At 48.7% G+C, this 26260-nt stretch carries 27 protein-coding genes and 1 tRNA gene; 24 read left to right on the top strand and 4 right to left on the bottom strand.

Annotated elements, in window-relative coordinates; genetic code table 11:
* Positions 1 to 7: 7 nt before the first annotated feature.
* From AB3N00_RS22995 to AB3N00_RS22965, 7 genes are all read left to right on the top strand, one after another.
* Positions 8 to 1630 (top strand): glycoside hydrolase 43 family protein, encoded by a 1623-nt coding sequence (locus AB3N00_RS22995; protein WP_413036676.1) that lies wholly within the window; start codon positions 8 to 10, stop codon positions 1628 to 1630.
* Positions 1631 to 1645: 15 nt separating this feature from the next.
* Positions 1646 to 2932, top strand: coding sequence for a Gfo/Idh/MocA family protein (locus tag AB3N00_RS22990; protein ID WP_413036675.1), 1287 nt, complete (start codon positions 1646 to 1648; stop codon positions 2930 to 2932).
* A gap of 87 nt (positions 2933 to 3019) precedes the next feature.
* Entirely contained in the window at positions 3020 to 3841 is an 822-nt protein-coding gene (locus AB3N00_RS22985) for a polysaccharide deacetylase family protein (protein ID WP_413036674.1), read from the top strand.
* A 56-nt stretch (positions 3842 to 3897) separates the two neighbouring features.
* Positions 3898 to 6078 carry a glycoside hydrolase family 88/105 protein gene (locus AB3N00_RS22980; RefSeq protein WP_413036673.1) on the top strand — a complete coding sequence of 727 codons (2181 nt, stop codon included), beginning with the start codon at positions 3898 to 3900 and terminating at the stop codon, positions 6076 to 6078.
* 247 nt (positions 6079 to 6325) lie between these two features.
* A complete protein-coding gene (locus AB3N00_RS22975) occupies positions 6326 to 6601 on the top strand; it encodes a hypothetical protein (protein ID WP_413036672.1) in 276 nt (91 codons plus the stop codon).
* A gap of 282 nt (positions 6602 to 6883) precedes the next feature.
* On the top strand, positions 6884 to 7315 hold the full coding sequence (locus AB3N00_RS22970; protein ID WP_413036671.1) for a hypothetical protein: 432 nt from the start codon (positions 6884 to 6886) through the stop codon (positions 7313 to 7315).
* A 17-nt stretch (positions 7316 to 7332) separates the two neighbouring features.
* Positions 7333 to 7590 carry a hypothetical protein gene (locus AB3N00_RS22965; protein WP_413036670.1) on the top strand — a complete coding sequence of 86 codons (258 nt, stop codon included), beginning with the start codon at positions 7333 to 7335 and terminating at the stop codon, positions 7588 to 7590.
* Between the two features lie 130 nt (positions 7591 to 7720).
* Here the strand turns inward: AB3N00_RS22965 and AB3N00_RS22960 are convergent, their stop codons facing one another.
* Positions 7721 to 8596, bottom strand: coding sequence for a DUF72 domain-containing protein (locus AB3N00_RS22960; RefSeq protein WP_413036669.1), 876 nt, complete (start codon positions 8594 to 8596; stop codon positions 7721 to 7723).
* Positions 8597 to 8921: 325 nt separating this feature from the next.
* On the opposite strand from AB3N00_RS22960, the gene AB3N00_RS22955 reads away from it, so the two are divergent.
* From AB3N00_RS22955 to AB3N00_RS22935, 5 genes are all read left to right on the top strand, one after another.
* Positions 8922 to 9665 carry a class I SAM-dependent methyltransferase gene (locus AB3N00_RS22955; RefSeq protein WP_413036668.1) on the top strand — a complete coding sequence of 248 codons (744 nt, stop codon included), beginning with the start codon at positions 8922 to 8924 and terminating at the stop codon, positions 9663 to 9665.
* Positions 9666 to 9687: 22 nt separating this feature from the next.
* Positions 9688 to 10677 (top strand): MBL fold metallo-hydrolase, encoded by a 990-nt coding sequence (locus AB3N00_RS22950; protein ID WP_413036667.1) that lies wholly within the window; start codon positions 9688 to 9690, stop codon positions 10675 to 10677.
* Between the two features lie 202 nt (positions 10678 to 10879).
* Positions 10880 to 11215, top strand: coding sequence for a hypothetical protein (locus tag AB3N00_RS22945; protein ID WP_413036666.1), 336 nt, complete (start codon positions 10880 to 10882; stop codon positions 11213 to 11215).
* Entirely contained in the window at positions 11212 to 12267 is a 1056-nt protein-coding gene (locus AB3N00_RS22940; protein WP_413036665.1) for an FAD:protein FMN transferase, read from the top strand. The genes AB3N00_RS22945 and AB3N00_RS22940 overlap by 4 nt, the downstream gene beginning before the upstream one ends.
* Before the next feature lie 34 nt (positions 12268 to 12301).
* A complete protein-coding gene (locus AB3N00_RS22935; RefSeq protein WP_413036664.1) occupies positions 12302 to 12955 on the top strand; it encodes a ferric reductase-like transmembrane domain-containing protein in 654 nt (217 codons plus the stop codon).
* A 106-nt stretch (positions 12956 to 13061) separates the two neighbouring features.
* Here the strand turns inward: AB3N00_RS22935 and AB3N00_RS22930 are convergent, their stop codons facing one another.
* Positions 13062 to 13628 carry a phosphatidylglycerophosphatase A gene (locus AB3N00_RS22930; RefSeq protein WP_175394425.1) on the bottom strand — a complete coding sequence of 189 codons (567 nt, stop codon included), beginning with the start codon at positions 13626 to 13628 and terminating at the stop codon, positions 13062 to 13064.
* 227 nt (positions 13629 to 13855) lie between these two features.
* On the opposite strand from AB3N00_RS22930, the gene AB3N00_RS22925 reads away from it, so the two are divergent.
* The 8 genes from AB3N00_RS22925 to AB3N00_RS22890 all read left to right on the top strand — a co-directional run bounded on the left by AB3N00_RS22925 (position 13856) and on the right by AB3N00_RS22890 (position 22048).
* On the top strand, positions 13856 to 14911 hold the full coding sequence (locus tag AB3N00_RS22925) for a GerMN domain-containing protein (protein ID WP_413036663.1): 1056 nt from the start codon (positions 13856 to 13858) through the stop codon (positions 14909 to 14911).
* A 171-nt stretch (positions 14912 to 15082) separates the two neighbouring features.
* A complete protein-coding gene (gene rph, locus AB3N00_RS22920; protein WP_095293274.1) occupies positions 15083 to 15841 on the top strand; it encodes a ribonuclease PH in 759 nt (252 codons plus the stop codon).
* A gap of 1 nt (position 15842) precedes the next feature.
* A complete protein-coding gene (locus AB3N00_RS22915; RefSeq protein WP_413036662.1) occupies positions 15843 to 16466 on the top strand; it encodes an XTP/dITP diphosphatase in 624 nt (207 codons plus the stop codon).
* A gap of 356 nt (positions 16467 to 16822) precedes the next feature.
* Positions 16823 to 17665, top strand: coding sequence for an STM4015 family protein (locus AB3N00_RS22910; protein ID WP_413036661.1), 843 nt, complete (start codon positions 16823 to 16825; stop codon positions 17663 to 17665).
* Between the two features lie 3 nt (positions 17666 to 17668).
* Complete coding sequence (locus AB3N00_RS22905; protein ID WP_413036660.1) at positions 17669 to 18958, top strand: STM4014 family protein; 1290 nt, start codon at positions 17669 to 17671, stop codon at positions 18956 to 18958.
* A complete protein-coding gene (locus AB3N00_RS22900) occupies positions 18951 to 19736 on the top strand; it encodes an STM4013/SEN3800 family hydrolase (protein ID WP_413036659.1) in 786 nt (261 codons plus the stop codon). The genes AB3N00_RS22905 and AB3N00_RS22900 overlap by 8 nt, the downstream gene beginning before the upstream one ends.
* Before the next feature lie 51 nt (positions 19737 to 19787).
* Positions 19788 to 21182: an STM4012 family radical SAM protein gene (locus tag AB3N00_RS22895; protein ID WP_413036658.1), complete on the top strand. Its 1395-nt coding sequence runs from the start codon at positions 19788 to 19790 to the stop codon at positions 21180 to 21182.
* A complete protein-coding gene (locus tag AB3N00_RS22890; protein ID WP_413036657.1) occupies positions 21179 to 22048 on the top strand; it encodes an STM4011 family radical SAM protein in 870 nt (289 codons plus the stop codon). Before AB3N00_RS22895 ends, AB3N00_RS22890 begins: the two co-directional genes overlap by 4 nt.
* A gap of 168 nt (positions 22049 to 22216) precedes the next feature.
* Here AB3N00_RS22890 and asnB read toward each other — a convergent pair whose 3' ends face one another.
* Positions 22217 to 24061 (bottom strand): asparagine synthase (glutamine-hydrolyzing), encoded by a 1845-nt coding sequence (gene asnB, locus AB3N00_RS22885; RefSeq protein ID WP_413036656.1) that lies wholly within the window; start codon positions 24059 to 24061, stop codon positions 22217 to 22219.
* A 192-nt stretch (positions 24062 to 24253) separates the two neighbouring features.
* On the opposite strand from asnB, the gene AB3N00_RS22880 reads away from it, so the two are divergent.
* The 3 genes from AB3N00_RS22880 (at position 24254) to AB3N00_RS22870 (ending at position 25128) form a co-directional block, all read left to right on the top strand.
* Complete coding sequence (locus AB3N00_RS22880) at positions 24254 to 24553, top strand: hypothetical protein (RefSeq protein ID WP_413036655.1); 300 nt, start codon at positions 24254 to 24256, stop codon at positions 24551 to 24553.
* A 20-nt stretch (positions 24554 to 24573) separates the two neighbouring features.
* Positions 24574 to 24927: a hypothetical protein gene (locus AB3N00_RS22875; protein ID WP_175394416.1), complete on the top strand. Its 354-nt coding sequence runs from the start codon at positions 24574 to 24576 to the stop codon at positions 24925 to 24927.
* Positions 24928 to 24999: 72 nt separating this feature from the next.
* Positions 25000 to 25128: a hypothetical protein gene (locus AB3N00_RS22870; protein ID WP_281366003.1), complete on the top strand. Its 129-nt coding sequence runs from the start codon at positions 25000 to 25002 to the stop codon at positions 25126 to 25128.
* A gap of 72 nt (positions 25129 to 25200) precedes the next feature.
* Here the strand turns inward: AB3N00_RS22870 and AB3N00_RS22865 are convergent, their stop codons facing one another.
* A complete protein-coding gene (locus tag AB3N00_RS22865) occupies positions 25201 to 25494 on the bottom strand; it encodes a DUF4870 domain-containing protein (RefSeq protein WP_413036654.1) in 294 nt (97 codons plus the stop codon).
* Positions 25495 to 25775: 281 nt separating this feature from the next.
* Here AB3N00_RS22865 and AB3N00_RS22860 point away from each other — a divergent pair.
* Positions 25776 to 25849, top strand: a tRNA-Arg gene (locus tag AB3N00_RS22860).
* The last annotated feature ends 411 nt before the right edge of the window (positions 25850 to 26260 follow it).

The following is a 26260-nucleotide window of genomic DNA, read 5'->3' as shown; positions in this document are numbered from 1 at the left end:
GGAGCATATGAGAACAACCCAATCAGGACAGGAAAGAAAGACTCCCATCTGGGTCGCGGATCAGGGAGATGGAACGTATCGCAACCCCATTCTGCATGCGGATTATTCAGACCCTGACGTCATTCGCGTCGGTGATGACTTTTATATGACGGCTTCGAGCTTCTCCCATATACCGGGGCTGCCAATCCTGCATTCGAAAGATTTGGTGAACTGGAAACTTGTACGATATGCGATTGAACGTCTGGATCTCCCTGGATATGATGTGCCGCTTCATGGCAAGGGCGTATGGGCACCAAGTATCCGATACCATGACGGGAAGTACTGGATATTCTTCAGCACACCGGATGAAGGCATCTTCATGACAACGGCTGATCATCCCGAGGGTGAATGGTCCCCTCTCCATCTGGTTCATGAGGTAAAGGGTTGGATTGATCCCTGTCCGTTCTGGGATGATGACGGTCAAGCCTATTTGGTTCATGCCTTTGCTCACAGCCGTTCCGGCATAAAAAGCAAAATAAAAGTATGCCGCATGGCTCCGGATGGAAGCAGGCTGCTCGATGAAGGCCAGATTGTTTTTGACGGTACAGCACATCACCCCACGATTGAGGGTCCGAAGTTTTATAAGCGGGAAGGGTACTATTACATTTTTGCTCCTGCGGGGGGCGTAAAGCCAGGATGGCAGACTGTTTTGCGTTCGAAGCAGGTGTTTGGACCTTATGAGGACCGGATTGTGATGCATCAGGGGGCTTCCACCGTTAATGGCCCTCACCAGGGAGGATACGTGGAACTGGAATCGGGAGAGTCATGGTTTATTCATTTTCAGGATCGGGACGCTTATGGCCGAATTGTTCATTTGCAGCCGATGAGCTGGAACGAAGACGGATGGCCTGTCATTGGCATAGACCGTGAAGGAAATGGGACCGGTGAGCCTGTTGACGTGTACACGAAACCGGATGTAGGTGCAACCTACCCTGTTACGGTGCCAGATGTCTCAGATGATTTCCAAATGGAGCGCCTGGGGATTCAATGGCAATGGCAGGCAAACTCTCGTCCCGAATGGGCTGAAGTCGCTCCGGACAAGGGACTTGTATTACATATGCACCCTTACCCGGAAGGCATACAATCCCTGTTCGGTGTTCCGCAGCTGCTTATGCAGAAATTTCCCGCTTCTGCCTTTGAAGCGACAACCAAGCTGACGTTCTTGCCGAAGCAGGAGGGTGATCAAGCGGGGCTTCTCGTATTTGGTGATGAATATGCGTGTTTATGTCTGACTCAGACTGAATCTGGAGCTGCCAGGTTGTCCCTGAGCCGCGGAGCCAAGCAGCCAGACAACCATGTGCATGCGGATGAATGGGAAGAAACCGGTTTGGATTGGAGTGACCATGGTTCACAGGAAACCGGTTGGACCATTCATCTCCGTCTTACGTTGGAGGAACCTGCCCGCTGCCAGTTTAGCTGGAGTGAAGACGGTGCAGACTTCCAGCCGATTGGGTCACTATTTACCGCGACAACTGCACTTTGGGTGGGAGCGAAGATGGGCGTTTTTGCTGTGAACACACGATCTGCGAATAGTGGGGGTCAGGGTGTTTTTCGATATTTTGATGTGAAGGAAATCAATCATCTTCGATAAAAGGAGAGACAGGATATGAGCAAAAAAACGTATGTACTTGTAGGGACAGGCGGACGGGCAGGATTTTTCTATACAGCACTGGCGAAGGAATACAAGGATCGTTCCGAACTGCTTGCCCTCTGTGACACCAATCAAACCCGCATGGATTACGCCAACAAGGTATTAACGCAGGATTGCGGTTATCATGAACTTCCAACGTACACGGCTGATCGTTTCGATGAGATGATTGCTGAACACAAACCGGATACCGTCATTGTCACCTCCGTCGACCGCACGCATCATCATTATATTATCAAGGCAATGGAGCTTGGCTGTAATGTCATTACAGAGAAACCCATGACGGTAGACGAGGAGAAATGCCAGGAGATTCTGGACACGGTTAAACGTACAGGGCGAGATGTGCGCGTGACCTTCAACTATCGGTATGCTCCTCATCACACGAAAGCACGTGAATTGATCATGAACGGCGTGATCGGCGATATTCACTCCGTGCACTTTGAATGGCTGCTCAATACGCGACACGGTGCGGATTATTTCCGCAGATGGCATCGGGACAAACGGAATAGCGGCGGTCTGCTCGTGCACAAATCGACCCACCACTTCGATCTGGTCAATTTCTGGATTGGTTCACAGCCGGAAAGTGTGTTTGCTTACGGTGACTTGCTGTTCTACGGCAGAGAGAATGCAGAGCGGCGTGGGGAGAAACACAACTATGCACGCGCTACGGGAAACCCGCAGGCGGAGAACGATCATTTTGCACTGCATCTGGATCAGAACGAGCAATTGAAGGCCATGTATCTGGATGCAGAGCACGAGGATGGTTACCAGCGGGACCAGAACGTGTTTGGTGACGGAATCAGCATCGAAGATACGCTCGGTGTACTGGTGCGTTACAAAAACAAGGCTGTCCTCACGTATTCGCTCAACGCGTACATGCCGTGGGAAGGATACCGTATCGCCTTTAACGGCAGCAAGGGCCGGATTGAGATGAATATTGTGGAGCAATCCTACGTGAACGCCGGAGGAGACCGGGCCAAAGAAGGGGCACTCAAAGGCCGCAGCATTACCGTATATCCCATGTTCGACGCACCTTACGAGGTCGAGGTAGAAGAGGGCGAAGGCGGTCATGGTGGAGGAGATCCGGTGCTGCTGAATGACATCTTCGGTGATCCGGTTCCTGACCAATTCAATCGTGCAGCGAACCATGTGGATGGAGCGCGTTCCATTCTAACGGGGATTGCCGCCAACCGGGCGATTAAAACCGGACTGCCTGTCCGAATCGAAGATTTGGTAAAGTTTTAGTTTTATATAAATAGTCGAACTTTTCATATACCCAATAAAGAAGTGACAGGAAAACGGTGGAAGAACAATGTGAGGAGGAGGTACAAAATGGGGAATCGCCTTCAGTTTGATCGATATCCTGGCGGCGTGATGAAGGCACTGACGCTCAGTTATGACGACGGTGTGATCCATGACCGCAGGCTGGTCGAACTTTTTAATCGTTACGGACTGCGAGGTACATTTAATCTAAACTCTGGTACACTCGGGAAACCTGGGCGAATTGAGCGGGAGGAAGTGGCTGAACTGTACGCTGGGCATGAGGTGGCTGTGCACACAGTTACTCATCCTACATTGCCCTATGTGCCAGATGAGCTGTTAAACGAAGAAATTATGGAAGATCGCCGAGCACTGGAGCAACTTGTCGGTTATCCGGTGAGGGGAATGGCTTATCCCAATGGAGGGTACGATCGTTCACTTAGCACCAAACTGGAGTGGCTAGGCCTGGACTATGCCCGAACAGTTGAATCCCACGGCAGATATACGCTGCCTGAGCGTCCGCTCGAATGGCATCCGACCTGTCATCATAAGAACGATCTGGCGGCGCATGCCGAGCGTTTTATCCAGCATTCCAAAACAGGTACGCCGCTCCTGCTCTATGTATGGGGACACAGTTATGAGTTCAATGATAACGACAACTGGGACATCATTGAACGATTTGGTGAACAGATTGGCGGCAGGGACGACATATGGTACGCGACAAATATCGAAGTCATTGCCTATTGGAAAGCGGTCAAACGACTGGAATGTTCTGCAGATCGGTCCATCATCCATAATCCGTCAGCCAGATCCGTTTGGTTCACGGCAGATCAGCAGGTGGTTGAAGTGAGAGCCGGAGAATCATTGCGATTATCCGAACCAATCAAGGTATAGGAAGGGAGCTGACAATCATTCGTTATTTTCATGAAAACGAGGCGATTGCAGGCAAGGTGTATCAATCAATTCCGGATATTTTGACTACGGTTGCCCAGCGATATATTGGCGATCATCCGAAACATTCATTTTTGTTCAGAGCATACCACCGGGGCGGGTTCCGCCGTCTTGGGGATTATCGTTACGATCTGAATCTGGACGACAAGTGGCCTGAGGCACGTGCAGGGCAGTACGTATACGTATGGGGTAAATTATGGAGCCAGCAGGAGGCTGCGTTGAATACAAGCCTGAACTGCTACAGTCCGGTGACGATCTATGTGAACGGGGAAGAGATTTTTAAATCCGAGCTGCTGCAGGAGTTATTTCCCGAGCGAAGAACCCAGATCCCCATTTCCGTAAAGTACGGCTGGAATGATGTTTTGCTTTGCTTTGTAAAAACAGAGGTTGGGTTCGGCGGCATTTATGGTACCGCTTCCTTCAAAAACTTCCCTCTCCACTTCCTCACCCCGGGTGTGGATCGGCAAGGTCAGGAAGGCTGGCTGTACTCGGAGCCACTCGATGAACCTGTAACTTCACTTCCCCGTGACAGGATGACCGAAGAAGAAACAGGACTTTCCTGGTATCCTCGCAGAGAATGGACAGAAGAAGAGCAGGACGCAGGTTCTTTCGCCAGAATCTATGGTACAGACCAAGCAGCTGTATCTTACGCGTGGACCAAGCTGGATGTAACATTGCCGGGATCGTCTCCTGTGGTTTTGGATGGGCAGCATGCGGGGGCTCTGTCTTTGTATGTAGACGGTAAGGAAGTGTACTCTGCTGGCAAAAGTGGAGATTTCCGCGTGGAACTGCCACGCCGTTATGGTTCTTCTGATCTGGTTGCGCGAGGTGAAATCAAGGGTGGGGAGAGTCGCTGGGGATTTACGCTGGATTCTGCGAAGGCCTCCGGATCAGAAGGCTGGAGGTTAAGACCTCCACATCCCGTTGCCGGCAGTTCGGACGTATGGCTGTATACCGGAAGATTTGCACCAGGCTCTGCGCCGGCACCTACGGATATTGTTGTGACGGATACTGTTTTTGATGATGGCTCGAAAGGCGTTTACTGGAATGTCGATCAGCCAGAGACCAGCGTTCGTCCTTATCTGGAAAATACACATTACGGAAAATGGAATTACCCGTTAGGGGTTACCCTGCTTGGACTTCTACGTATTGGACAGGAGCTGGGTCGTGACGATGTTGTCCAGTATGTCCGGGATCATATCGGCCTGAGCACTTCGTTCGACCGTTATGGTCTATGGGATCGGAAAACATACGGCGCAGCGGGGATTAACAACCAATTGTCGGCAATTGACAGTTTGGACGATTGCGGTTCGTTCGGATCGACATTGCTGGCTGCGATGGAACTGGGTGACATTCGCGGGGGCAGAGATACGGCGGATCGCATTGCCGGTTACATCACGGATGAGCAGGAACGTCTGGAGGATGGTGCATTTTATCGTGTTCGTGGCAGCGGGGAGATGCGTCATGAAACGATGTGGTGTGATGATCTGTACATGAGCACACCATTCCTGATGCGTTACGGTCAATTAACGGGTAACACGGCGTATTGGGATGATGCGGTCAACCAGTTTCTGCTGTTCCGTAAATATCTCTACATTCCTGAGCACCAGATCATGTCCCATGTATATGATTTTGTCCGTGGCCGGGCGACAGGCATTCCATGGGGGCGGGGAAACGGCTGGGTCCTTTTTTCACTAACCGAATTGTTAAGCATTTTGCCGGAGGATCATGCCCGGCGGTCGGAACTGCTGAGTTTCTACCGGGAGCTATGTCAGGGGTATTTGGCGCTGCAAGGTGAAAATGGGCTGTGGCATCAGGTGCTGAATCGCCCGGATTCGTATGAGGAAACGTCGTGCACGTCGATGTTCATCTACGCCTATGCACGGGGAATTCGGGAGGGCTGGCTCGAGACGTCTGCGCCATATCTGGAAGCTGTTCGCAAAGGATGGGAGGGCATGACCCGTCTGTCCATTGACTACAAAGGCAATGTATATGGCGTATGCCGCGGGTCAGGTTACTCCTTTACTGCACTCTATTATCGGGACGATTTGGGATGGATTCTGAACGATACCCATGGCATTGGAATTGTGCTGTTGGCAGGTATTGAAGCGCATAAGATGAACCAGCAGCTGAGCCAGATGAATGTTGCTGAAGAAGAAGATACGATGCAGGAAGCCTGAAGGAATCATCCAAATCATCATATAAAGTGATAGCGGACTATTTTAGGGGAGCTTGCCTGAGATAGTCTTTTCTTTTCTTTAATAAAAAAAAATCAACTGAGTAAAAATATTTAAAACACATTGAGAGACTTTCGATATTAAGTTATAAAATATATCTAATTGGAAGAGCAACAAGTGGATTGAAGCTTGTGCCTTAGGCTTGGAAATGTTGGTGCAAGGTTGAATAATCAATTTTAAGGGTGAATTTATGGAACTAAAGGAGAAGATTGAGTCTCTAATTCAAGAGTTGAATTTTGAGAAGGTTTATGTAAGTGGCACCCCATTGTTATTACGTGATGGTATTTATTACAAAATAACCTTTGTTAAAGGTCTAAATTCTTATGTCATTGAATTTGCAAGTAGTTATGATGAGGCAGTAAAGAATATGTTTGAGGATGGTGATATATATCCTATTTCATTAGGTGAAGATCAACTAATCAGTCAGTTGCATCATGATCTAAAAAAAATTTATTTGAACGATTAGCATGTATTATTGATTGGTGCTTTTAATGATTCTTTGTGGTATGGGCGATATTCTGTGATTATGTGGGGTGTTAACAGGGAGGTATTGAAACAGGAAGAGATAGTTCTGAGGAACAACTTTACGAGCTTACCGGATGCGAAAACCGAGTTGAATTAGTTTCTTATTATGATGATTTAAAGGATGTAATTAAAACGGTCATCAATAAAAAGTATTTACCAGAAAAATATAAAGATTGATTTGGTTTCAAGAAAATTTAAATTAGCATCTGGAAGGGGAGTATGCATGTCCGTTTCAGCATCTATTGAGATAACCTTATCAAAGCCAATCTCAAGAATGACTATTCTTCGCAAACTAGAAGAATTCGGTTGGTCTTATAACGATCATGGAAAAGTAACTTTTCTACCAGTTGGGGACGTGGATGACTTTGATTGGCAGCACGAATGTATTCCTGTAGAAGAGTTATATAAGATATTAGCTATAAAGGATAACCAAGGAGAATTAATTGGGGTGGCAATGACCTGGAAAGATACTAGTATAGGGGGCACATTTTTAATTAGAGAGAACGGTACCATAATAATGAGTCCTGATATCAAGCGAAAAGTCCTTGATGTAGAAAGTTACAACAAAATAACGGATATAAATTGGTATATGACTAAATTAGTACCCGTATTTGGCCGATTACTTGAGTACATTTCTTACGAAGAACATGTTTAAAGCAGGAGGAATGATATATGGCTAGATTTCAATGCAAATGTGGTGTAACGCTATCAAATTCAAAAGCCCCGAATGACGTTGAGTTGACAGTATACACAGATAAGGAATGGGACGACATTATTAATCAAGGCGACTTAATTGATCCAATTTCTATACCGTTCCCTCATTATGATGTTTGGAGATGTAATAGTTGTGAAAGGATTTATGTTTTCGATGGAAATAATGTAGTAAGAACCTATATTTTAGAAAAGAGCGATCTTAGTACTCTAAATTAAATAAGGTAAGTGACCTTGTATGACATAAACCTTTAGTTAGATACCTAACATACGATCCTAAGCTACATCTATGAATCTATGCTTAAAGTCCTCACCTCCCATCCTTCTCGTTCATCTCATGCCAATAATTTTAAAATAGCTCCAATTGCTCAGGCCCATCCTCTTCCTCATCTGCTGTACGATCAGGGAATGGCTTTACAGGAATATCCAGCAGCTCCATCATCATCTGCGCATTGGCTGCCGCATCGCCACCCGAGTTGTTGTTGAAAATCACATGCACATCCTTGCTCTGCTCGTGCAGCTGTTCCAGGTAATTTTTCCATTCCTGCAGCTCTTCCTTATTGTATCGATACAAATAACGGGTCTCCCGCCAATTGGGTGCACCGTTCTGGTGCCAACCAGACACATTGCGTCCGTGCATTCGCACGAGCGTCATCTCCGGATCCGTCGCCTGCGGCACAATCGGGATGGAGCCTGAGCCAGCCTGCGGCTCGTCACAGACACTGTGAATCCAGCCCTGTTCCCGCAGAAAAGCGAGCGTACGCTCACGCATGCCATCCTCATACCAGCTGCGATGACGAAACTCGAGAGCACACGGGATGCCTTCCATTCGCAATCTCACTTCACGCAGTTCATTGACGTTATCGCGATTGCAATCAAACCACGGTGGATATTGAAACAGCGCAGCTTGCATTTTACCGGCTTCCATCACGGGTTCCAGTGACTCCCGAAAAGCCTTGTACATGTCCGAGGTACTGGTGAAATAGGGTTTGCCCCGAAGGTGTCCGGTCATTCCCTGATAGGCTTTGACAATAAACGAAAAGTCATCCGGCGTTTCAGCTGCCCAGCGTGCCATCCGGTCCCGGGGCTGAACGGCATAGAAGGAACTGTCGACTTCCACGGTTGAGAAATATTGTCCATACAGATGAAGCTTGTCTTTCGCTTTGGTGCGATGGGGATACAGATCTTCATGATCTCCCCATCCCGTGAGTCCAATCCGGATCATGAATAACACCTCCTGCTGTTGTTGTGTCTCCGCTTATAATGATTACGACCAGATGTGAGTATATTATGATTCATTGATATGCAATCGCAGTGGTACAGTGTAAATCACTAGTTTGGCTTACATATAGTTAACCGGTTTGCGACCGTGTGACTATGTTTAACATTATATAGGGTGATTTCAGGTCGTTCAATGAATAGAAACCGCGGAATCTTTGAGTTTGAACTACAAAGGCGATACAATGACTAAAAGCTTAGGGGTATGATCAGGCCTTTACGAAAAATGGGATGCAGAGCGTTGGGCCATTGACATGTGGAGGGCGATACGTATGACGGAATGGTATGAAGAAAGTTTTGGAGAAGACTATCTTCTCGTATACAAGCACCGGGATGTGCAAGGTGCATATGAGGAAGTACATAAAATGATTAATTGGTTAAAACTCGGGCCAAAGGCACGAGTCCTGGATCTATGCTGCGGCATGGGTCGCCATTCCTTGGCACTAGCTGACGCAGGTTTCCGGGTGACTGGAATTGATCTGTCCGATGTGCTTCTGCGTGAAGCGCGCCAAATGGACACCGGGAATCGTGTGGAGTGGGTTCACGCCGACATGCGCGATCTGCCGCTCAAAGGCGGATTTGACGCTGTAGTCAACCTGTTCACATCATTTGGTTATTTTCGTGAGGATGGGGAACAGCTCAAGGTGCTGCGTGTCATTCGTCACATGCTGAAGCCGGGCGGCAGCTACATCATAGATTTTATGAACACGGCTTATGTGACCCGCCATCTGGTCCCTCATTCCAAGCGTGACGCAGAAGGACAGCATATTGAAGAGTTTCGCAAGATCGAGGACGGGTTTGTGCAGAAAGAAATTCACATTACCGATGCTGATTCCAGTGATAAACCCCGAATTTATCAGGAGCGTGTCAAACTATATACCCGTGAACAATTGAGTGATCTGCTGCAGGAGGCAGGGCTTGTGGTAGATCAGGTTCATGGAGGTTATGATGAAGAGAAATACGACGAGCAGGATTCCTCGCGCATGATTTTTGTTGGGCATCGGCCTGCAGAGTGAGAAGAGCATGGAGGAGAAGAAAATGAAACGAACGGAAGCAATCCCCATGCCGGAGGGCATGCATCGGCTCCAGATCACGATGTCTTTCCCGCTGCGCTGGGTGAACAGTTATGTGCTCTATGAACCGGATGGAATGATAACGGTGGTTGACCCTGGACCGCGTAACTCAGGAACGGAACAGGAATGGCAGGAAGCTCTGACAAGTCTCGGCTTGTCTTTTCAGGATATCCGTCAAATTGTATTGACTCATCATCATCCCGATCATCTCGGTTTGTCGGGCTGGATGCAGCAGAAGTCGGGTGCACCTGTGCGCATGTCTGCGAGGTCGCGCCAAGAGGCAGACTACATGTGGGGCCCGGACGCGACCATTAATACCATGCTGCCTGAATTCTATCTTCATCATGGGATGCCTGAAGATAAAACCGTACAGATCCGTGAACATCTGGAGGGATTTGTCTCGCAGATTACCCCGCTGCCGGACGTGACGTTTATTGAGGACGGGGATTGGCTGGATATGGGCGGCAAGAGATGGGTAGCCATCGAGACAGGTGGACATGCCCCGGGGCATCTATCCTTTTATGCGCCCGAATCCAGAGAAATAATATGCGGCGATGCGGTTCTGCCGCAGATTTCGCCCAATATCAGTTTGCAGCCTGAAAGTGATGCTCAGCCATTGTTTTCTTATCTAGAGGGGTTGCACCGTCTTGGTACGCTGGATGTCGAGACGGCCTATCCGGGGCATCGGAATCCGTTTGGCCATTTCAGTGAACGAACGTCTCATTTGCTGGCTCACCATGAAGAGCGGCTTCAAAAGATGGCCGAGCATATTTACGAACATCAAGCGAACGGATATGACGTTTGTGTTTCCTTGTTTGGTGATCGATTGGGTATACATCAGCTGCGCTTTGCCATGAGTGAAACATTGGCGCATCTTCAGGAGTTAATCAGGCGAGAACGTATTGTGCAGGAACAGAAAGCAGATGGATCATTTGTTTTCAACAAGCATAACTGAATTAGCATGAGGACGTCATAAAATAAAACGGTTAATAAGGCTCTGAAATAGGGAGATATAGCTCCTGTTCAGGGTCTTTTTCATCTAATATAATCTGAAAAATGGAAAGCTTTAGCCTTTCTTAACGCTTCCTTCATCTGCTTTTAATCCAAGGCCCATAAGATAAGTTCATCAACTTCGCCAGAGAAAGCAGGGAAGCGCGATGAACAGAACAAAACGAAATCAATGGAGAAAATGGCAAGCCTCAGCGATTGCAACATTAACTGTGGCTGCACTCTTTCAATATGTAAGAACCTCTGATGCCTTTGATGTCGCTTATGCAGCAACGAGTGGGACAGATACCGATGGTCAACCTGTCAGTCAGATGGATAACCGGGATGATGTAATGGATGAATGGACAGGGAGCTTGTCCCCGAATCAGGAAGAGGAGCAGAACAACCAGAGCAGACTCTATGGCAGAGACATTGGGCAGCCTGAACAGGAAACTGATTCGGGAACCAGCAGAGACAGTTACCAGTCACGCACAGGTGTATCATGAGCCGCGCAGAAGAGACCACGCGTCCGATCAGGTTCAGGTTTCGTGCAATGAACACGGAGGTGGAAGTTCAGCTGGTAACAGCCGGACGTGAGGAAGCGGAGCACGCGGCTGCACTCGTGAAGAATTGGTTTGAAACACAGGAGCAGCGTTTCAGTCGTTTTATACCTGATAGCGAGTTGAATCGCCTGAATCGAAAGGCGGGTTGGATGTCTGTCTCCGCTGCCATGGATGAGGTATTAAATTTGGCATATGGATATATAGGTCAGACGGAAGGAATTTTTCAACCCGGGATTTCAAGAGCACTTCGGGAACGGGGATACGATGTCAGCTTCGAACAGATCGGGCAGGGTAAGTCAGGCACAACACAATCCCTGCTCTACACTCCAACCTCACTTGCCTCGCCGATCTTCGGAGAGGACCGCGATTATACTTGTCCTGGATGGATTCATCGAGAGGGCAGCCGGATGGTTCAGATGGATTTGGGGCTGGAACTGGATCTGGGCGGCATTGTGAAAGGCTGGGCAACCGAGCGTATTGCTGATTGGTTGGAGCGCACACTTCATGTTCCTGCAGGCATGATTAATGCAGGAGGCGATATTCAAGTGTGGGGTACGCCTCCCTCTTCTACATGGACGATCTACGTAAAGGATCCTTTGTTGGAAAAACGGAATTTAACAGGGAGCATTCAGTTAGAATCTGGTGCTGCGGCGACTTCAGGCATTGCCCACAGACAATGGCAGCAGGCTGACGGCCGTCTCTGCCACCACTTGATTGACCCGAGGACCATGGAGCCGGCTGACACAGATGTTGTGCAGTGTACCGCTGTGGGGCAGCATGTCTCGCAATGTGAGATTATTGCGAAGACCGTCTGTATCCTGGGAAGTGCTGAAGCGATTGGCTGGTTGAATCGGCATTACGATCGGCATGATGTGTTATGGATGACGCGGGAAGGAAAGCTCTGGTTCCGTGGGGACATGGATACACTCAAGCAGCGGTGGCCTGGCTTTGAACCGGATCATTGCTTTAGCTTTATTTATAATGCAAACTTCTGAAACGACAAGTCTATCAGATATGGGGGAGCCGGTTATGGCACAATGGATTGTAGATTATTTGCCGACATGGGATATCATTCGTATTAGCGGAATAGCCGCTTATCTGCTGCTCTTTACGGGGGTATTTCTGGGGATTGCACAGGGGATGCCTGCCGCCAAAGGTAAGTCCAAAGCAGCCATGTACCAGTGGCATACCCGAACAACCTGGCTCGCCTTTGGACTTGGTATCTTACATGCGTTAACTCTGTACATCGATCATTACAGTCCATTTACCTGGAGTGAAATGCTTATTCCCTTTACCGCTTCAGTGCATCCGGTTGGCAGCGGCCTGGGGACCTTATCCTTTTACGGTTTGCTGATCGTGCTGCTGTCCAGTGATCTGCGTAATAAATTGGGGCGCAAATGGTGGTTTGTGTTCCACATGCTGTCTTATCCAGCGTTCATCGGTTTGCTGGTGCACGGCATAATTACCGGCTCCGATTCGGAGAATGTGCTGATGCGTCTAATGTACGTGTTCACGGGATTGTCCATCCTTAGCATAACGGTGCTGCGAGGGCTGCTGCGTGAGCGCAAAGGACCGCAAATCACGATTGGGCACAATCGTTCACAGTCTAAGCCAACCGTGGAACGGACGTGGGGCGAAGCATATGGACTCGCTGGAGCGGGGAGACAGGAGCGTTTGAAATAGTCGTAACGTATACCTGAGATATACGAATAAGAAGCGGCCTATTGGCCGCTTCTTTTCTATGAGCTGTCTTTACAGACAAGTCTCATTTCTGAATGCCAGACGTGGGTTAAACGACGTCATCACTGACCGGTTTCTCGCCCAATGCTTCTTCAAGCTCGGACTGTTTGCGGTGCGCGATCCGGCTGCTTGCTGCTGATGCGATGGCCCCGACGATATCGTCCAGAAACGTATGTACAGGTCCCAGGCTTTTATCATTCAGCCGCTCAAGTACACCGGGTTTAAGCTTGTCTACATAACCGTAATTCGTGAATCCGATGCTGCCGTATACATTGACGATGGAGAATGCGAGAATCTCATCCACGCCATACAGCCCTTCATCATTCTCAATCATCTCCTGCAAAGGCGAAATGAGCTGACCCTGCTCTGCCAGCAGATCCAGCTGAATGCCTGTCAGAACAGCGTTCTGCACCTCGCGTTTGCGGAGAACCTTCTCCACGTTATCGATACATTCTTCCATCGTAAGATCCGGATAGTATTTTTTCTGCAATAACATGACCAATTCTGCGATCTCAGGGATCGTGACGCCCCGCTTGTGCAGCCATTCCCTTGTTGCGTCCGCTACTTTGCGGCTGTTCAGGCTGTAAGGGATTTTTTCTTGCTCAGGATGTTCCATGGGCGATTCCTCCTCTGAAGTTAGCAATGTCCCTACTCTTGCTTCCTAATACGTAATTAACCGTTTTGCGTTTCTTTCAATATTGTTTTGAGTTAGTTTCAAGGCGGAAACAAGAGCAGTTTTCGGCTTGGTACACCAGGAGCCTGTTTAAAAAGTAGTTATTTTTTGGACGAAGGCTCGTATACATGGTAGTACAAACTGTAAAAATGATGAGGGGGAACGTAATCATGAGTAAGATCCGATATATGCGTACGGCATCGGCAGCTGCGCTGCTGAGCATTCCTATGGTACTGTCCGGCTGCGGCATGTTTAATGCACAGTCATCCGAGGCGATTGATCCGCCGCCGCCCATCCAGGAAGCAGCCATGATTCAGGCAGCCGAAGGCAATGGGACACTCGCAACGCTTCCACTCACGACGGTTTATTTGCAGGATCAGCAGGGGTTGCTTGCTCCGGTATCATTGACACTTCCAGCCGGGTCGGACGTTAGCAGTCCGAAGACCGCACTGGATACCCTCGTAACGGGTGGCGCGTATTCAGGTATGCTGCCGGAAGGATTCCAGGGCGTTCTCCCGCAAGGCACCGTGGTGCAGAATGTAACTGTTCATTCGGATGACAAACTGGCTGTTGTAGAGTTCTCCGGTAATTTTGCCAAATACGATGCCAAGGATGAGCGCAAAATGCTGGAAGCTGTAACATGGACATTGACAGGCACACCGGATGTAGAGAACGTGCAGATCTGGGTAGATGGCAAAAAGCTGACACAAATGCCGATCAACAGTACACCGCTGCCTGAACCGCTGAACCGGGCGGTAGGCATCAATCTGGATTTGGGGGATACATTCACGACCAACAGCAGTCCGGTAACCGTGTATTTCTCGGCAGCTTCACCAGCAGGCATTCAATATTACGTTCCGGTTACACGTCTGGTCACACCAGGTACGGATCGGGTGCAGGCGGCGCTGAACGAGCTGATTAAGGGGCCAGCCAAGGGCGGCGAGCTGGAAGAGGTCATGACAGGTGGAACGGAACTGCAATCCGTCAAAACGGCTGAGGATGGAACGGTTACGGTCGCACTCAAAGACGATATGTTCGTTGAAGGAGATGTCGTGCCAAGTGAGCTGCTGCAATCGGTCGTCTTGACTACCACGGAGAACACGGCAAGTAAGGATGCCAAAGTCCAAATCGAGTGGAACGGTCAAAAAACGGTGATGGGTGATGATAACCGGGACTATAGTGCGCCGGTCTCCAAACCTGAATATATCAACGAAATTCCAATTTAAGATCCAGACAACGCCGGGGAATGTTAACAGAAGTCCTTGGTGGATAAATGCTTGCAACAGCACTCTTTGGCGGATAGATGCTTTTAAGGTGACTCTTTGGTAAAATAGAAGGGATTAGTAAGTGTGAATCAGTTCGACAATTACAGGATGCTTAAGTCGTAGGAGGCAGAAATGATGAGATCTAACGGACGAACCAGCGAACAGCTGCGGCCGATGAATTTAACAATTAACACAAATAAATACGCCGAAGGTTCTGTACTGATTGAAGTCGGAGATACGAAGGTTATTTGTACAGCAACGGTAGAGGAACGTGTTCCTCCCTTCATGAAAGGTCAGGGAAAAGGCTGGGTTACCGCTGAATACTCCATGCTGCCCCGTGCAACCCATACCCGTAATCAGCGCGAAGCCAATCGCGGGAAATTGACTGGACGTACCATGGAAATTCAGCGTCTGATCGGCCGTGCATTGCGCTCTGTTGTTAACTTGCAGGCACTTGGCGAGCGGACCATTACCCTGGATTGTGATGTTATTCAGGCGGACGGAGGCACACGTACAACGTCCATTACCGGTTCGTTTGTGGCGCTGGCGCTGGCTGTGAACAAAATTGCCCAGCAGCATCGCCTGCAAACATTCCCCATCACGGATTTTATTGCAGCTGTAAGTGTTGGTGTAGTTGGAGAACAGCCTGTTCTGGATCTCAACTATGATGAGGATTCCAAAGCCAAGGTGGACATGAACCTGGTGATGACGGGTGGCGGAAAATATGTGGAACTGCAGGGAACAGGGGAAGAAGCCCCGTTTGACCGCCGTGAGCTGAATGCCATGCTGGAGCTGGGTGAACAGGGAATCCTGGAAATGATCGAGCGGCAAAAAGAAGTGCTCGGTCCAATTGCGCTCAAGATCGGCGCTAGTGGATTAGGAGAAGCCTAAGATGCGTCTGGATAGCCCAATCATCATTGTTGCAACCCGGAATCAGGGGAAAGTAAGGGAGTTTGCCCATGCATTTGCCCCACTTGGCAAAGAGGTCAAAAGCATGTTTGACTATCCCGAACTGCCGGATGTCGTGGAGGATGGAGTAACCTTTGCCGAGAATGCATGGAAGAAAGCCAAAGCCGTAGGGGATGCGCTTGGTCTTCCAGTACTGGCCGATGATTCCGGACTTTGTGTGGACTTGCTGGATGGAGAGCCGGGTGTATACTCGGCAAGATATGCTGGCGAAGGAGCAACGGATGCCCTGAATAATGCCAAGCTGCTTCAATCGCTGGAATCCATAAAATCCGGTGAGGATACCGAACAGCCATTGCTCAGTCCGGCACGTTTTGTGTGTGCATTGGTCCTGTATGACCCGGTATCGGGGGACAAGTTTGAAGCGGAAGGTACAGCGGAAGGCTGGATTACAAGCGAGGCTGCTGGTGGTGGCGGTTTTGGATATGATCCTCTTTTCTATGTGCCTGAATACGAGATGACGATGGCCGAGCTTACGCTGGAGCAAAAGCAGGCGATTAGTCATCGTGGTCATGCACTGCGGGCGCTTGTGTCCAAACTTGAAGGATGAAGCGTAGTTAACAGGAGCGTCTTGAATCGGATATTGCAGCATAAAAATTAAAGTGTTAATGGAAGGAAAACGCCATTCTGCGGAATGCTCTCCTTCTATTAACGCTTTTTTTATTTTCGAAAAGAATAATAGCGACTGAGTGGGATACAAATCCATCGATAGACCTACCAGCTATCCCGTTTTTTACTAACTTAAATTAGAACATATGTTCCTAATCCTAGGTGGCCATATATTATGATTGCGCGTTTGAGAATCAACTTGGGACCGGAGTTGGAAGAAGTTGCAAGCCTTGTGCCGTATGGGTTAACATTCAAGGTAACGAATCTAGAATGAACTCAAGCGGAGGGGATTAACGCATGCAGGAAGTGAAACTTACGGTGTCTTACGATGACTATGAAAACGATATCCGTATGGAGAATTTAATCAAGGAATTGGCAGCCAAACCAGAGGCAGGTTCACTGGAGAGTCTGATCATTGGAGACTGGGGACAAGCTTATGAAAATTCGCCGGACGATTTTATGGGCACTCTCATTGAGCTGGCACCAAGCTTCCCTTCGTTGAAAAAGCTGTTTATTGGAGATATGGGTTTTGAAGAGTGTGAGGTATCCTGGATTGTTCAGACCGATCTGACGCTACTATTGAACGCTTTTCCTGAATTGAAGTCATTTTCGGTTAAAGGAAGCAGTGGATTGGTCCTCGAACCTCTGCAGCATGCCAAGCTTGAAGAGCTGGTTATTATCTGCGGCGGACTGCCGCAAGAAGTATTAGCTTCGATTAGCGATGCTCAATTGCCTGAACTGCGCAAGCTTGAACTATATCTGGGTGTGGAAGATTATGGCTTTGACGGTTCACTCGAAGATGTGCTTCCTTTGCTGGAACAGGGACGCTTCCCTAAACTTGTGTATCTTGGCCTGAAAGACAGTGAAATTCAAGATGAAATTGCCAAAGCTGTGGCGCAGGCTCCCATCGTGGATCAGCTGGAAGTACTGGATCTTTCCCAGGGAACATTGTCGGATGAAGGGGCTGAGGCATTGCTCGCCAGCGACAAGATCAAAAAATTGAAGCATCTTGATCTCAGCTACCACTACATGACGGACGAAATGCTTATTCGCTGGAAACGCTCAGGCATTTCTGTGGATGTCAGTGATCAGCAAGAGAGTGACGAAGATGACTGGCGTTATCCGTCACTAACGGAATAAGGAATGCCGCACATTATTACGGACAAGATGGTTCACAGACAGCAAACTCAAGTCAATGGCATGGACGGGGAGCGACCGTTTTGGTTGATTGGAAACCCGGATAACCGCAGAACCAACGGACTGCAGCAGGCAAGGCAGCGATGTGGCTTGAAGCCTGCTGTGGTGCTTCCCTATGCCGACTTGCTCAAGACCTGGAGACAGGGTGGAACCCTGGCAGAAGTAATCAAAAAAAGGTTTACAGCCGGGGATGCACCGCCACCGCAAGAAGCACCCCTGGTTCGAATTGATGCCCCAGGAGAGCAGTGGGATGTGGAGCGTGGATTGCTATGGCTTGGTGCAGAAGGATACGAGCCATCCATTGATTTAGGCAGAAAAGAGCGGATTCCTGCCAAGCAGGCGCTTGATCTGCAGCAGGATTGGGGGCGCATCTATGCACCTGCCCAGTGGTTTAATGGCTGGAGAACATGTCTGGGGCGAATCGGACGAGAAGTGAATGAATTCTGGCCTTCTGCCAGGTTTCTGAACGATCCCGAAGATATTGCCATCATGTTTGACAAAAGAAAGTGCCAGCAGCATCTATCCGCCCATGGTGTGGATGTCCCTCCTGTCCTGCAATCATCAGGACAGATATTGAGTTATTCGGAACTGCGCGCTGCCATTCAGGCCGCAGGCATGCACAGAGTGTTTGTTAAGCTTGCGTGTGGCTCAGCGGCATCAGGTGTCGTTGCTTATCAGTTCAACCCGAGAACGGGCGCGGAGATTGCTCTAACCACAGTGGGAATGGAACATATTGAGGGCAAGCCTGTTTTCTATAATGAAGGCCGCATGCAGAGGTATACCCGCAGGGAAGAAATTGAGCCTCTGCTCGACTGGTTATGTGCTGAAGGTGCTCAGATTGAACGCTGGATGGTCAAAGCTTCCCATGGTTCGCGCGTATTTGATATACGTCAACTTGTAGCTGGTGGACATGCAGGTCATGCGATTATGCGGTTAAGTCATACACCCATAACCAATCTGCATCTACGCAATGAGCGAATGCTGCCTGTAGAAGCAGGGCTGGATGAGCAAAAGCTGGGACTGGTTCAGACCGCTGCCCTAAGAGCTATGGCTGCTTTTCCCAACTCATGGTCTGCCGGTATTGATGTAATGCTCAGTGGAGGGGACAAACCGCATGCCTATGTTCTGGATGTAAATCCGTTCGGCGATCTGTTGTACCACGTACAGCACGACGGACTTGGAACATATGAATGGGAGATGGATATTTTGCAAAAGGAGCCTTACGAACATGCCTGATATGAACACCATTGTGGGCTCTCATGATCTGTTGATGATTACCTTGGATACGTTAAGGTATGACGCAGCGAAGCTGGAGGAACCGAATTGTCCCAATCTGTGTGGATCGGGCTCCTGGGAGAAACGCCATACACCAGGAAGTTTTACATATGCGGCACATCATGCCTTTTTTGGCGGGTTCATGCCTACGCCTGCGAATACAGACAAAGCCTCTCATGTCCGACTGTTTCATTCACGAAATACCGGATTGAAGACTCATCCGCATACCTGGCTGTTTGATACACCGGATATCGTATCCGGTCTGGCGGAGGAAGGATATCGTACGATCTGTATTGGTGGGGTCATATTTTTCACGAAAAAAAATCCGCTCGCAAAAGTGCTGCCTGGTTACTTTCAGCAGAGTTATTGGCGAATGAACTTCGGGGTAACGAATCCTCGCTCGACAGAGCATCAGGTCCAGCATGCATTGAAGCTGCTTGATCAGATACCACAGGATGAGAAGATATTTCTTTTTTTGAATGTGTCTGCCATCCATGGTCCCAATCGTTATTTCGTGGAAGGGGCAGGAGAGGACTCCGTCCAGACTCAGCGGGCTGCGCTTCGGTATGTGGATCAGGCCCTGGGACCATTATTTGATGCGATGCGGCAGCGTTCGCGGCCAACGTTCTGCCTTGCATTCTCCGATCATGGAACGGCTTATGGCGAAGATGGGTATCAGGGGCACAGGCTGGCGCATGAAGTCGTCTGGAATGTGCCTTATCGTGAATTTGTTTTATAGACAGAAGTGGTTTTATTTTAACGACAACAACCGGAGACAGGGAGGAAACCGATGGATAATCAATCTCAAAACACAACAACAGGTCATTCCGCAGCGTCCGGAACCAATACGATTACAGGTCTGAGAGAAGTACTGTCGTCACCCTATCGCTCTTATCTATACTCTTATCCTCATAAGACGGCGTATCGGGAACTGGATCCTCCGCTGCCCCTGGGGCCATTGTGGGAACGGGAGAACACGGATACGTATTTTTTATATATGCATATACCGTTTTGCGCTGCCCGCTGCGGATTCTGTAATCTGTTCACTTTGCCGGACAGGCGTGACGATACGCATGAACGTTATGTGGATGCACTGGAACGTCAGGCGAAGCAGTGGGCACCCATTACCTCGCGCAGACCATACTCCAAGTTTGCTATAGGTGGCGGGACACCAACATTGCTGAATGAAATACAGTTGAATCGGTTGTTTGACATTGCGGAAAATGTCATGGGACTTGATCCCACACACGCTTCCATTTCGGTGGAGACATCACCCGATACGGTGACCGAAGCCAAGCTTGCGTTGTTGAAGGAACGCAGCGTGGACCGTGTCAGCATGGGGATTCAGAGCTTTATTGAAGCGGAAGCTGCAGCGATTTACCGCCCGCAGAAACCACAGGAAGTGGAGCGCGCACTTGAGAAGCTGACCCGATACACCTTTCCTTTGTTGAACCTGGATTTAATCTACGGTTTGCCGGGACAAACGGTGGAATCGTGGTTGTATTCGCTCGAGCGTGCTCTATCTTATGAACCCGGGGAAATTTTCATTTATCCGCTCTATACCCGTGAGAATACGATCGTGAAGCCGGAAGACATTCAGCGTCAGGGGCCGGATATCCGCATGCAGCTCTACACTGCCGCACGCGATACGCTAAAAAGTCATGGCTATGTTCAGTATTCCATGCGCAGATTTGCGAGGGAGTCATCTTCTCCGGCAAGCAAAGAGCTTCTCCCCTACAGCTGTCAGGAAGAAGGCATGGTTGGCCTTGGATGCGGTGCCCGTTCGTACACCAGCGAAGTGCACTATGCTTCAAAATACGGAGTGAGCTATAAAGCTACTCAGAGCATTATCGCGGATTATGTGGCAACCGAGCGGTATGATGTGGCTGACTACGGCATTGTACTGAGCAGAGAAGAACAAAAACGCAGATTTATTTTAAAGGCACTGCTGCATCGGGAAGGCTTGACTTTAGCAGATTATCTTCAGCGATTCGGAAGTGAGGTTATGTCAGATTACGTTTGGCTCTCAGAACTGCTGACAGAGGGAATGGCACTGATCGAGCAGAAGGATGGACGCCAGATTCTGCGTTTGACCGAAGAGGGGCTGGGATACTCTGATGCGATAGGTGATTGGTTGATATCCGCCGAGATTCGTGAACAAATGGAAGGGTTTGTGTTCTCATGAGAGCAACCTTGTATTATCGGGGAAAGCTGTCGTCCTGCAATTACGACTGTCCCTATTGTCCGTTTAGCAAGACCGTGGATTCCAAGGAGACGCTGGAAACAGATGAACAACAATTGCGTCAATTTGTGAATTGGGTGAAGGCACAGGAAACCGCTGGACATCACTTGTCCATTTTCTTCAATCCGTATGGAGAGGCTCTGGTCCGGCGATGGTACAGGGAAGCCATGGTTGAACTGTCACACATGCCTCATGTAAATAAGGTCGCTGTGCAGACCAACTTGTCCGTGAAGCTGGATTGGGCTCGTGAACTAAATTCCGGAACAGCCGCCTTCTGGGCAACATATCACCCTCGTGAGACCAAAGAATCCTCTTTCGTGAAGCAGTGCCTTACTTTACGTGCAATGGGTCTTAATTTCAGTGTGGGCACAGTTGGACTGCGTAGTGCGTTCCCTGCAATCCAATCCATGAGAAAGGCTTTGCCAGACGATGTGTACATGTGGATTAATGCATTCAAGGATAAACCCAAGTATTACACGACAGAAGAGGTTGAGTATTTGCGATCAATCGACCCGCTGTTTGAAGGCAATCTGCAGGATTACGAGAGTTATGGCAAAGGCTGTGTGGCCGGCTCGGAAGTATTTTATGTGCAGGGGTCGGGGCATGTAAAAAGGTGTTACAAGGATCGCCGGATCATTGGCCACTTGTACCGTGATGGTCTGGAGAAGTTATCCGCTGATCGGCCCTGCAGGATGAAAAAGTGCGGCTGCTACATCGGATACGTGCATATGCTGGACTCTCCGTTTAGAGAAATTTATGGCAATGGCTTGCTTGAACGGAATCCTCAATCGGTTGTACTGAATCGATAATCTTTTCGGTAGGGCGAAGAAATTAAATGCGGGTTGTTATAATGTGAACATGATGATGGAATTGAATGGGGATTATCTGTATTTATATTTAAAGGGGTGCCCGGTGAATGCATAAAAATGCTGTTCACCGGGCACCCCTTTAGTCGAATCGAAATGGAAAACGTTGTTTTAACGAATGGCAACCTTGTATGTGCGTAACCAAGAGTTAATTTGTGTCAAATAAGCGAATAGCTGTGGCCCAGACATGAGCTGCCCGAACCAGGGAAGATTGGAGGAAGCATCAGGTGAAGAAGCCAGTTTGCGAATCTGATCCTTGTCGATCAGGGGCAGGATCGGTGAAGTCGCATCATCGAGAATTTCTAATACCTGCTGCTTAACAGCAGCCAAATACTGCGGATTATGTGTTTTGGGATACGGACTTTTTTTGCGATATAAGACATCGTCAGGCAGCACACCCTCCAACGCTTTTCGCAAGATGCCCTTCTCACGGCCGCCCGTTATTTTCATTTCCCAGGGAATGTTAAACACATATTGGATCAGCCGATGATCACAGTAAGGTACTCGAACCTCAAGCCCTGCACCCATACTCATCCGGTCCTTGCGATCCAGCAAAGTAGGCATAAACCGGGTGATGTTCAGGTAAGACATGACACGCATTTGTGCTGCTTTTCCGGTTTCCCCATCCAGTAAAGGAGTCTCTGCCACAGCATCTGAGTACCGGTCGGCAAGATAGTCCAGCGGCCTGATCCACTCCCGAACATCCGGCGCTAACAGCCCTGCGCGCATGTCAGGCGCTACCGACCAGGGGAATGTTCCGGAATTAAGCATTTCATCCCGGTGGAACCAGGGATATCCTCCAAATACTTCATCTGCTGCCTCTCCCGAGATGGCGACGGTTGCCCCTTTTTTGATTTCTTTACAGAACAGGTAGAGAGAGGAATCGACATCTGCCATACCTGGTAAATCCCGTACAATCATCGCCTGATTCAAGGCATGAACCAGTTCACCATTCTCGATCTCAATCCAGTGATGGTCGGTCTTGAGCTCATCCACCATACGTTGGATCCAGGGGCCATCAGCACCCGGCTGGAACGAATGAGCCTGGAAATGCTTCGCATTATCAACATAATCGACGGAATACGTACTGACGTGGCCCTGACCCGTACGGTTGTAATAGTCTACCGCCAGCGCGGACAAGGCACTGGAGTCGAGCCCGCCTGATAGGAGGGAACAGACCGGAACATCTGACGCCAGCTGGCGTTCAAGAGTATCCTGCAACAAACGCCGAACTTCGGCAGCTGTCTCATCCAGGTCATGCTCATGAGGCTGACTTTCCAGCTTCCAGTACGCATAGGTTCGAATGCCGCTCCGGTTAAAGATAAGGGCATGTGCCGGTTTGAGCTCATTTAATGAAGAATAGACTCCGTGTCCAGGCGTTCTGGCCGGACCTACGATAAACACTTCTGCCAGGCCCTCAGGACCAACAGCAGCCTCTACATCCGGGTGCAGCAAAAGGGATTTGGGCTCCGAGCCAAATACGAGAGCGTCTTTGGCGTTGCTATAAAATAAAGGTTTGACGCCAAGGCGGTCACGTGCCATAAAGACCTGTTCACGTCCCCCGTCCCAGATGGCAAAAGCAAAAATACCATTAAAACGGTCTACACACGCCGGTCCCCATTCGATATAAGAGGCCAGTAAAACTTCCGTATCACATTGTGTACGGAAATGGTGCCCCCGCTGCAGCAGCTCTTTTTTCAATTCGGGTGCATTGTATAGTTCTCCGTTATACACGACGGTATAGGAGGTGTCTCCCTGTAACGCATGCATGGGTTGAGCGCCATTCTCCGGGTCCATTACGCTGAGCCGGCGATGTCCAAATGCACAAGGATTGGAGATCCATGTACCTGAAGCGTCGGGCCCCCGGTTCGACAAACTGTCCGTCATACGGACCAGCAGCTCCGATTCCTGGGTCAAATCCCGATTCCATTGTATGAAGCCGGTTATACCGCACATGGTTGTTCATCCTTTCTTAGTCGAGTCGTTGATCCCGAGTGGTGTTGCATGGCATGGAGCCAGCAAATGTTGTCATTTTCGTCAGAAGTCGTAACAAATATATGCCGAAAGCAGGCATAAAATGTCTGTCCTCTTCGGAAACTATATCTAGGGACAACGGCCTCAGCATGCCTGTGAAGGAGAGAATGGATAGTGGACAAAACAACCTATTATGTCTCTGTGGGTGGGCGTTCCGTTTTGCAGGATCAGCACGCAGCTGCGTATGAATGGGTCATTCAGGCGACACCTCAGGAAGTGGAACATTTACTGGGGCTCCTTAATCTGATGCAGGAAAAAGAGGAAGAGGCTTTTCCAGGAATGGTATTCCCGTGGCCGGATACACCGGAAGAATCTGTGAACCGAGCCTATGAAGCTGTCTTACAGCAGGTGTATCACGAAATTTATCGTTTGGGAACGTCTGAGACAAGACAAGAGATTGAACAAAGTACATGACATGATAAGGAGCGATAACAATGTATGCAATTCAGGATGCCAAGATCCGCAGATTAACCGAGGTGGATGGATTGTCTTGTGCTGAAGTGGAGGTACAGCCCGCGAATGCAGGAGATCCTTCTTTATTAGTATATGTAGCGGCAACTCAGCCTGGAAGTATGGAAGTGGTCCGCATTGTACGTAACCATTCGGATGCCGTTCTGGACTGGTATAACAACAATATGCATACGGCCTTTGAAGATGCAACTGAAACGGCATTTGAGAACAGTGAAGGTGTAACAGCAGGAGAAGACAAAGCACGATTCCAAAGTGAGTTGTTTGCGTTTGGTCTGCTCGGTCCTACCCTTCAACGATACTTAATTGGCCAGGCTTAATAATCAATTCCAGCATGGATAACGGAGTTAACCCGGAGCATACTACATATAAGTTCCGGGGAGGTGATAGCAATGGCTTCCAAGTTCAAGAAAAACAAAGGAAACCTTTACGCGCATCATACCGAGTTTGCCGGGGAAATGCTTGCCATCAACGGCAAGCGTCCTACGCAGAGAAATCCATGGCGTCGGGGAAACAAGTAACCCGGAATGAAAAACCCGCCGTTTTTAGGAACGGCGGGTTTTTGCATATAAACTTTTAAAGTGTGTAAGAAGTTACGCATATTCACGAAGCACTTGAATCCCTTTGACCACATTGTATATAAAGCTTAATCCATAAATAACAAAGAACAGGATAACAAAACCGATGGCGCTGCCCAGGCTCTGGGCGGTTATAAAGAAATAAAACAGAGGAATGGCGGCAAGAAACGGGAAAACGTGTGAAAACAAGGCTCGTTTGGCATGTCCCTCAATATAGGCGTCTCGTGCGACGATCCAGACAATGATCGGAAACAGAAAAGGAGCGAAGAAAATACTGAAATAGGATAAGGCGGATAAAAGCTGTCTCATAACAATTCTCTCCTTTATTGAATCATTAATAGTTATGTATGCAAAAGATTACCCAGCCAAGATGACAATGAATATTCTGGCTTCATTCTTAGTCGTTAGGACCCGGCATCATCAATATTGCCTGCTAATCATGATCATATTCCATAGTTGACTAGCGTATGAAAATAATACGTAAAAGATTGAAACAGGATGCAATTTATTAATTTTTTTATAAAAGTATTGAAAAATATAGAAAACAGAGTATAATAGAAATCGCGCCAAATTTTTATTTATACATATTTGTCTCAGTAGCTCAGCAGGATAGAGCAACGGCCTTCTAAGCCGTCGGTCGGGGGTTCGAATCCCTCCTGGGACGTTCAAAAGAAGCTTCCTTTGGGAAGCTTCTTTACGTTCAGGGGATGAGAACCCCAAAGGTTCGTCGAAGCATTGTCTTCGTTAGCACTACATCGCAGTCTCGACTGCAAGGAGAGTATCCCTCCTGGGACGTTCAAAAGAAGCTTCCTTTGGGAAGCTTCTTTTACGTTCAGGGGATGAGAACCCCAACAGGTTCGTCGGAGCATTGTCTTCGTTAGCACTACGTCGCAGTCTCGACTGCAAGGAGAGTATCCCTCCTGGGACGTTCAAAAGAAGCTTCCTTTGGGAAGCTTTTTTTTACGTTCAGGGGATGAGAACCCCAACAGGTTCGTCGGAGCATTGTCTTCGTTAGCACTACATCGCAGTCTCGACTGCAAGGAGAGTATCCCTCCTGGGACGTTCAAAAGAAGCT

Source organism: Paenibacillus xylanilyticus (assembly GCF_047246825.1).
GTDB classification, from domain to species: Bacteria; Bacillota; Bacilli; order Paenibacillales; family Paenibacillaceae; genus Paenibacillus; species Paenibacillus xylanilyticus_B.
This window is presented reverse-complemented; position numbering and strand designations above follow the sequence as displayed.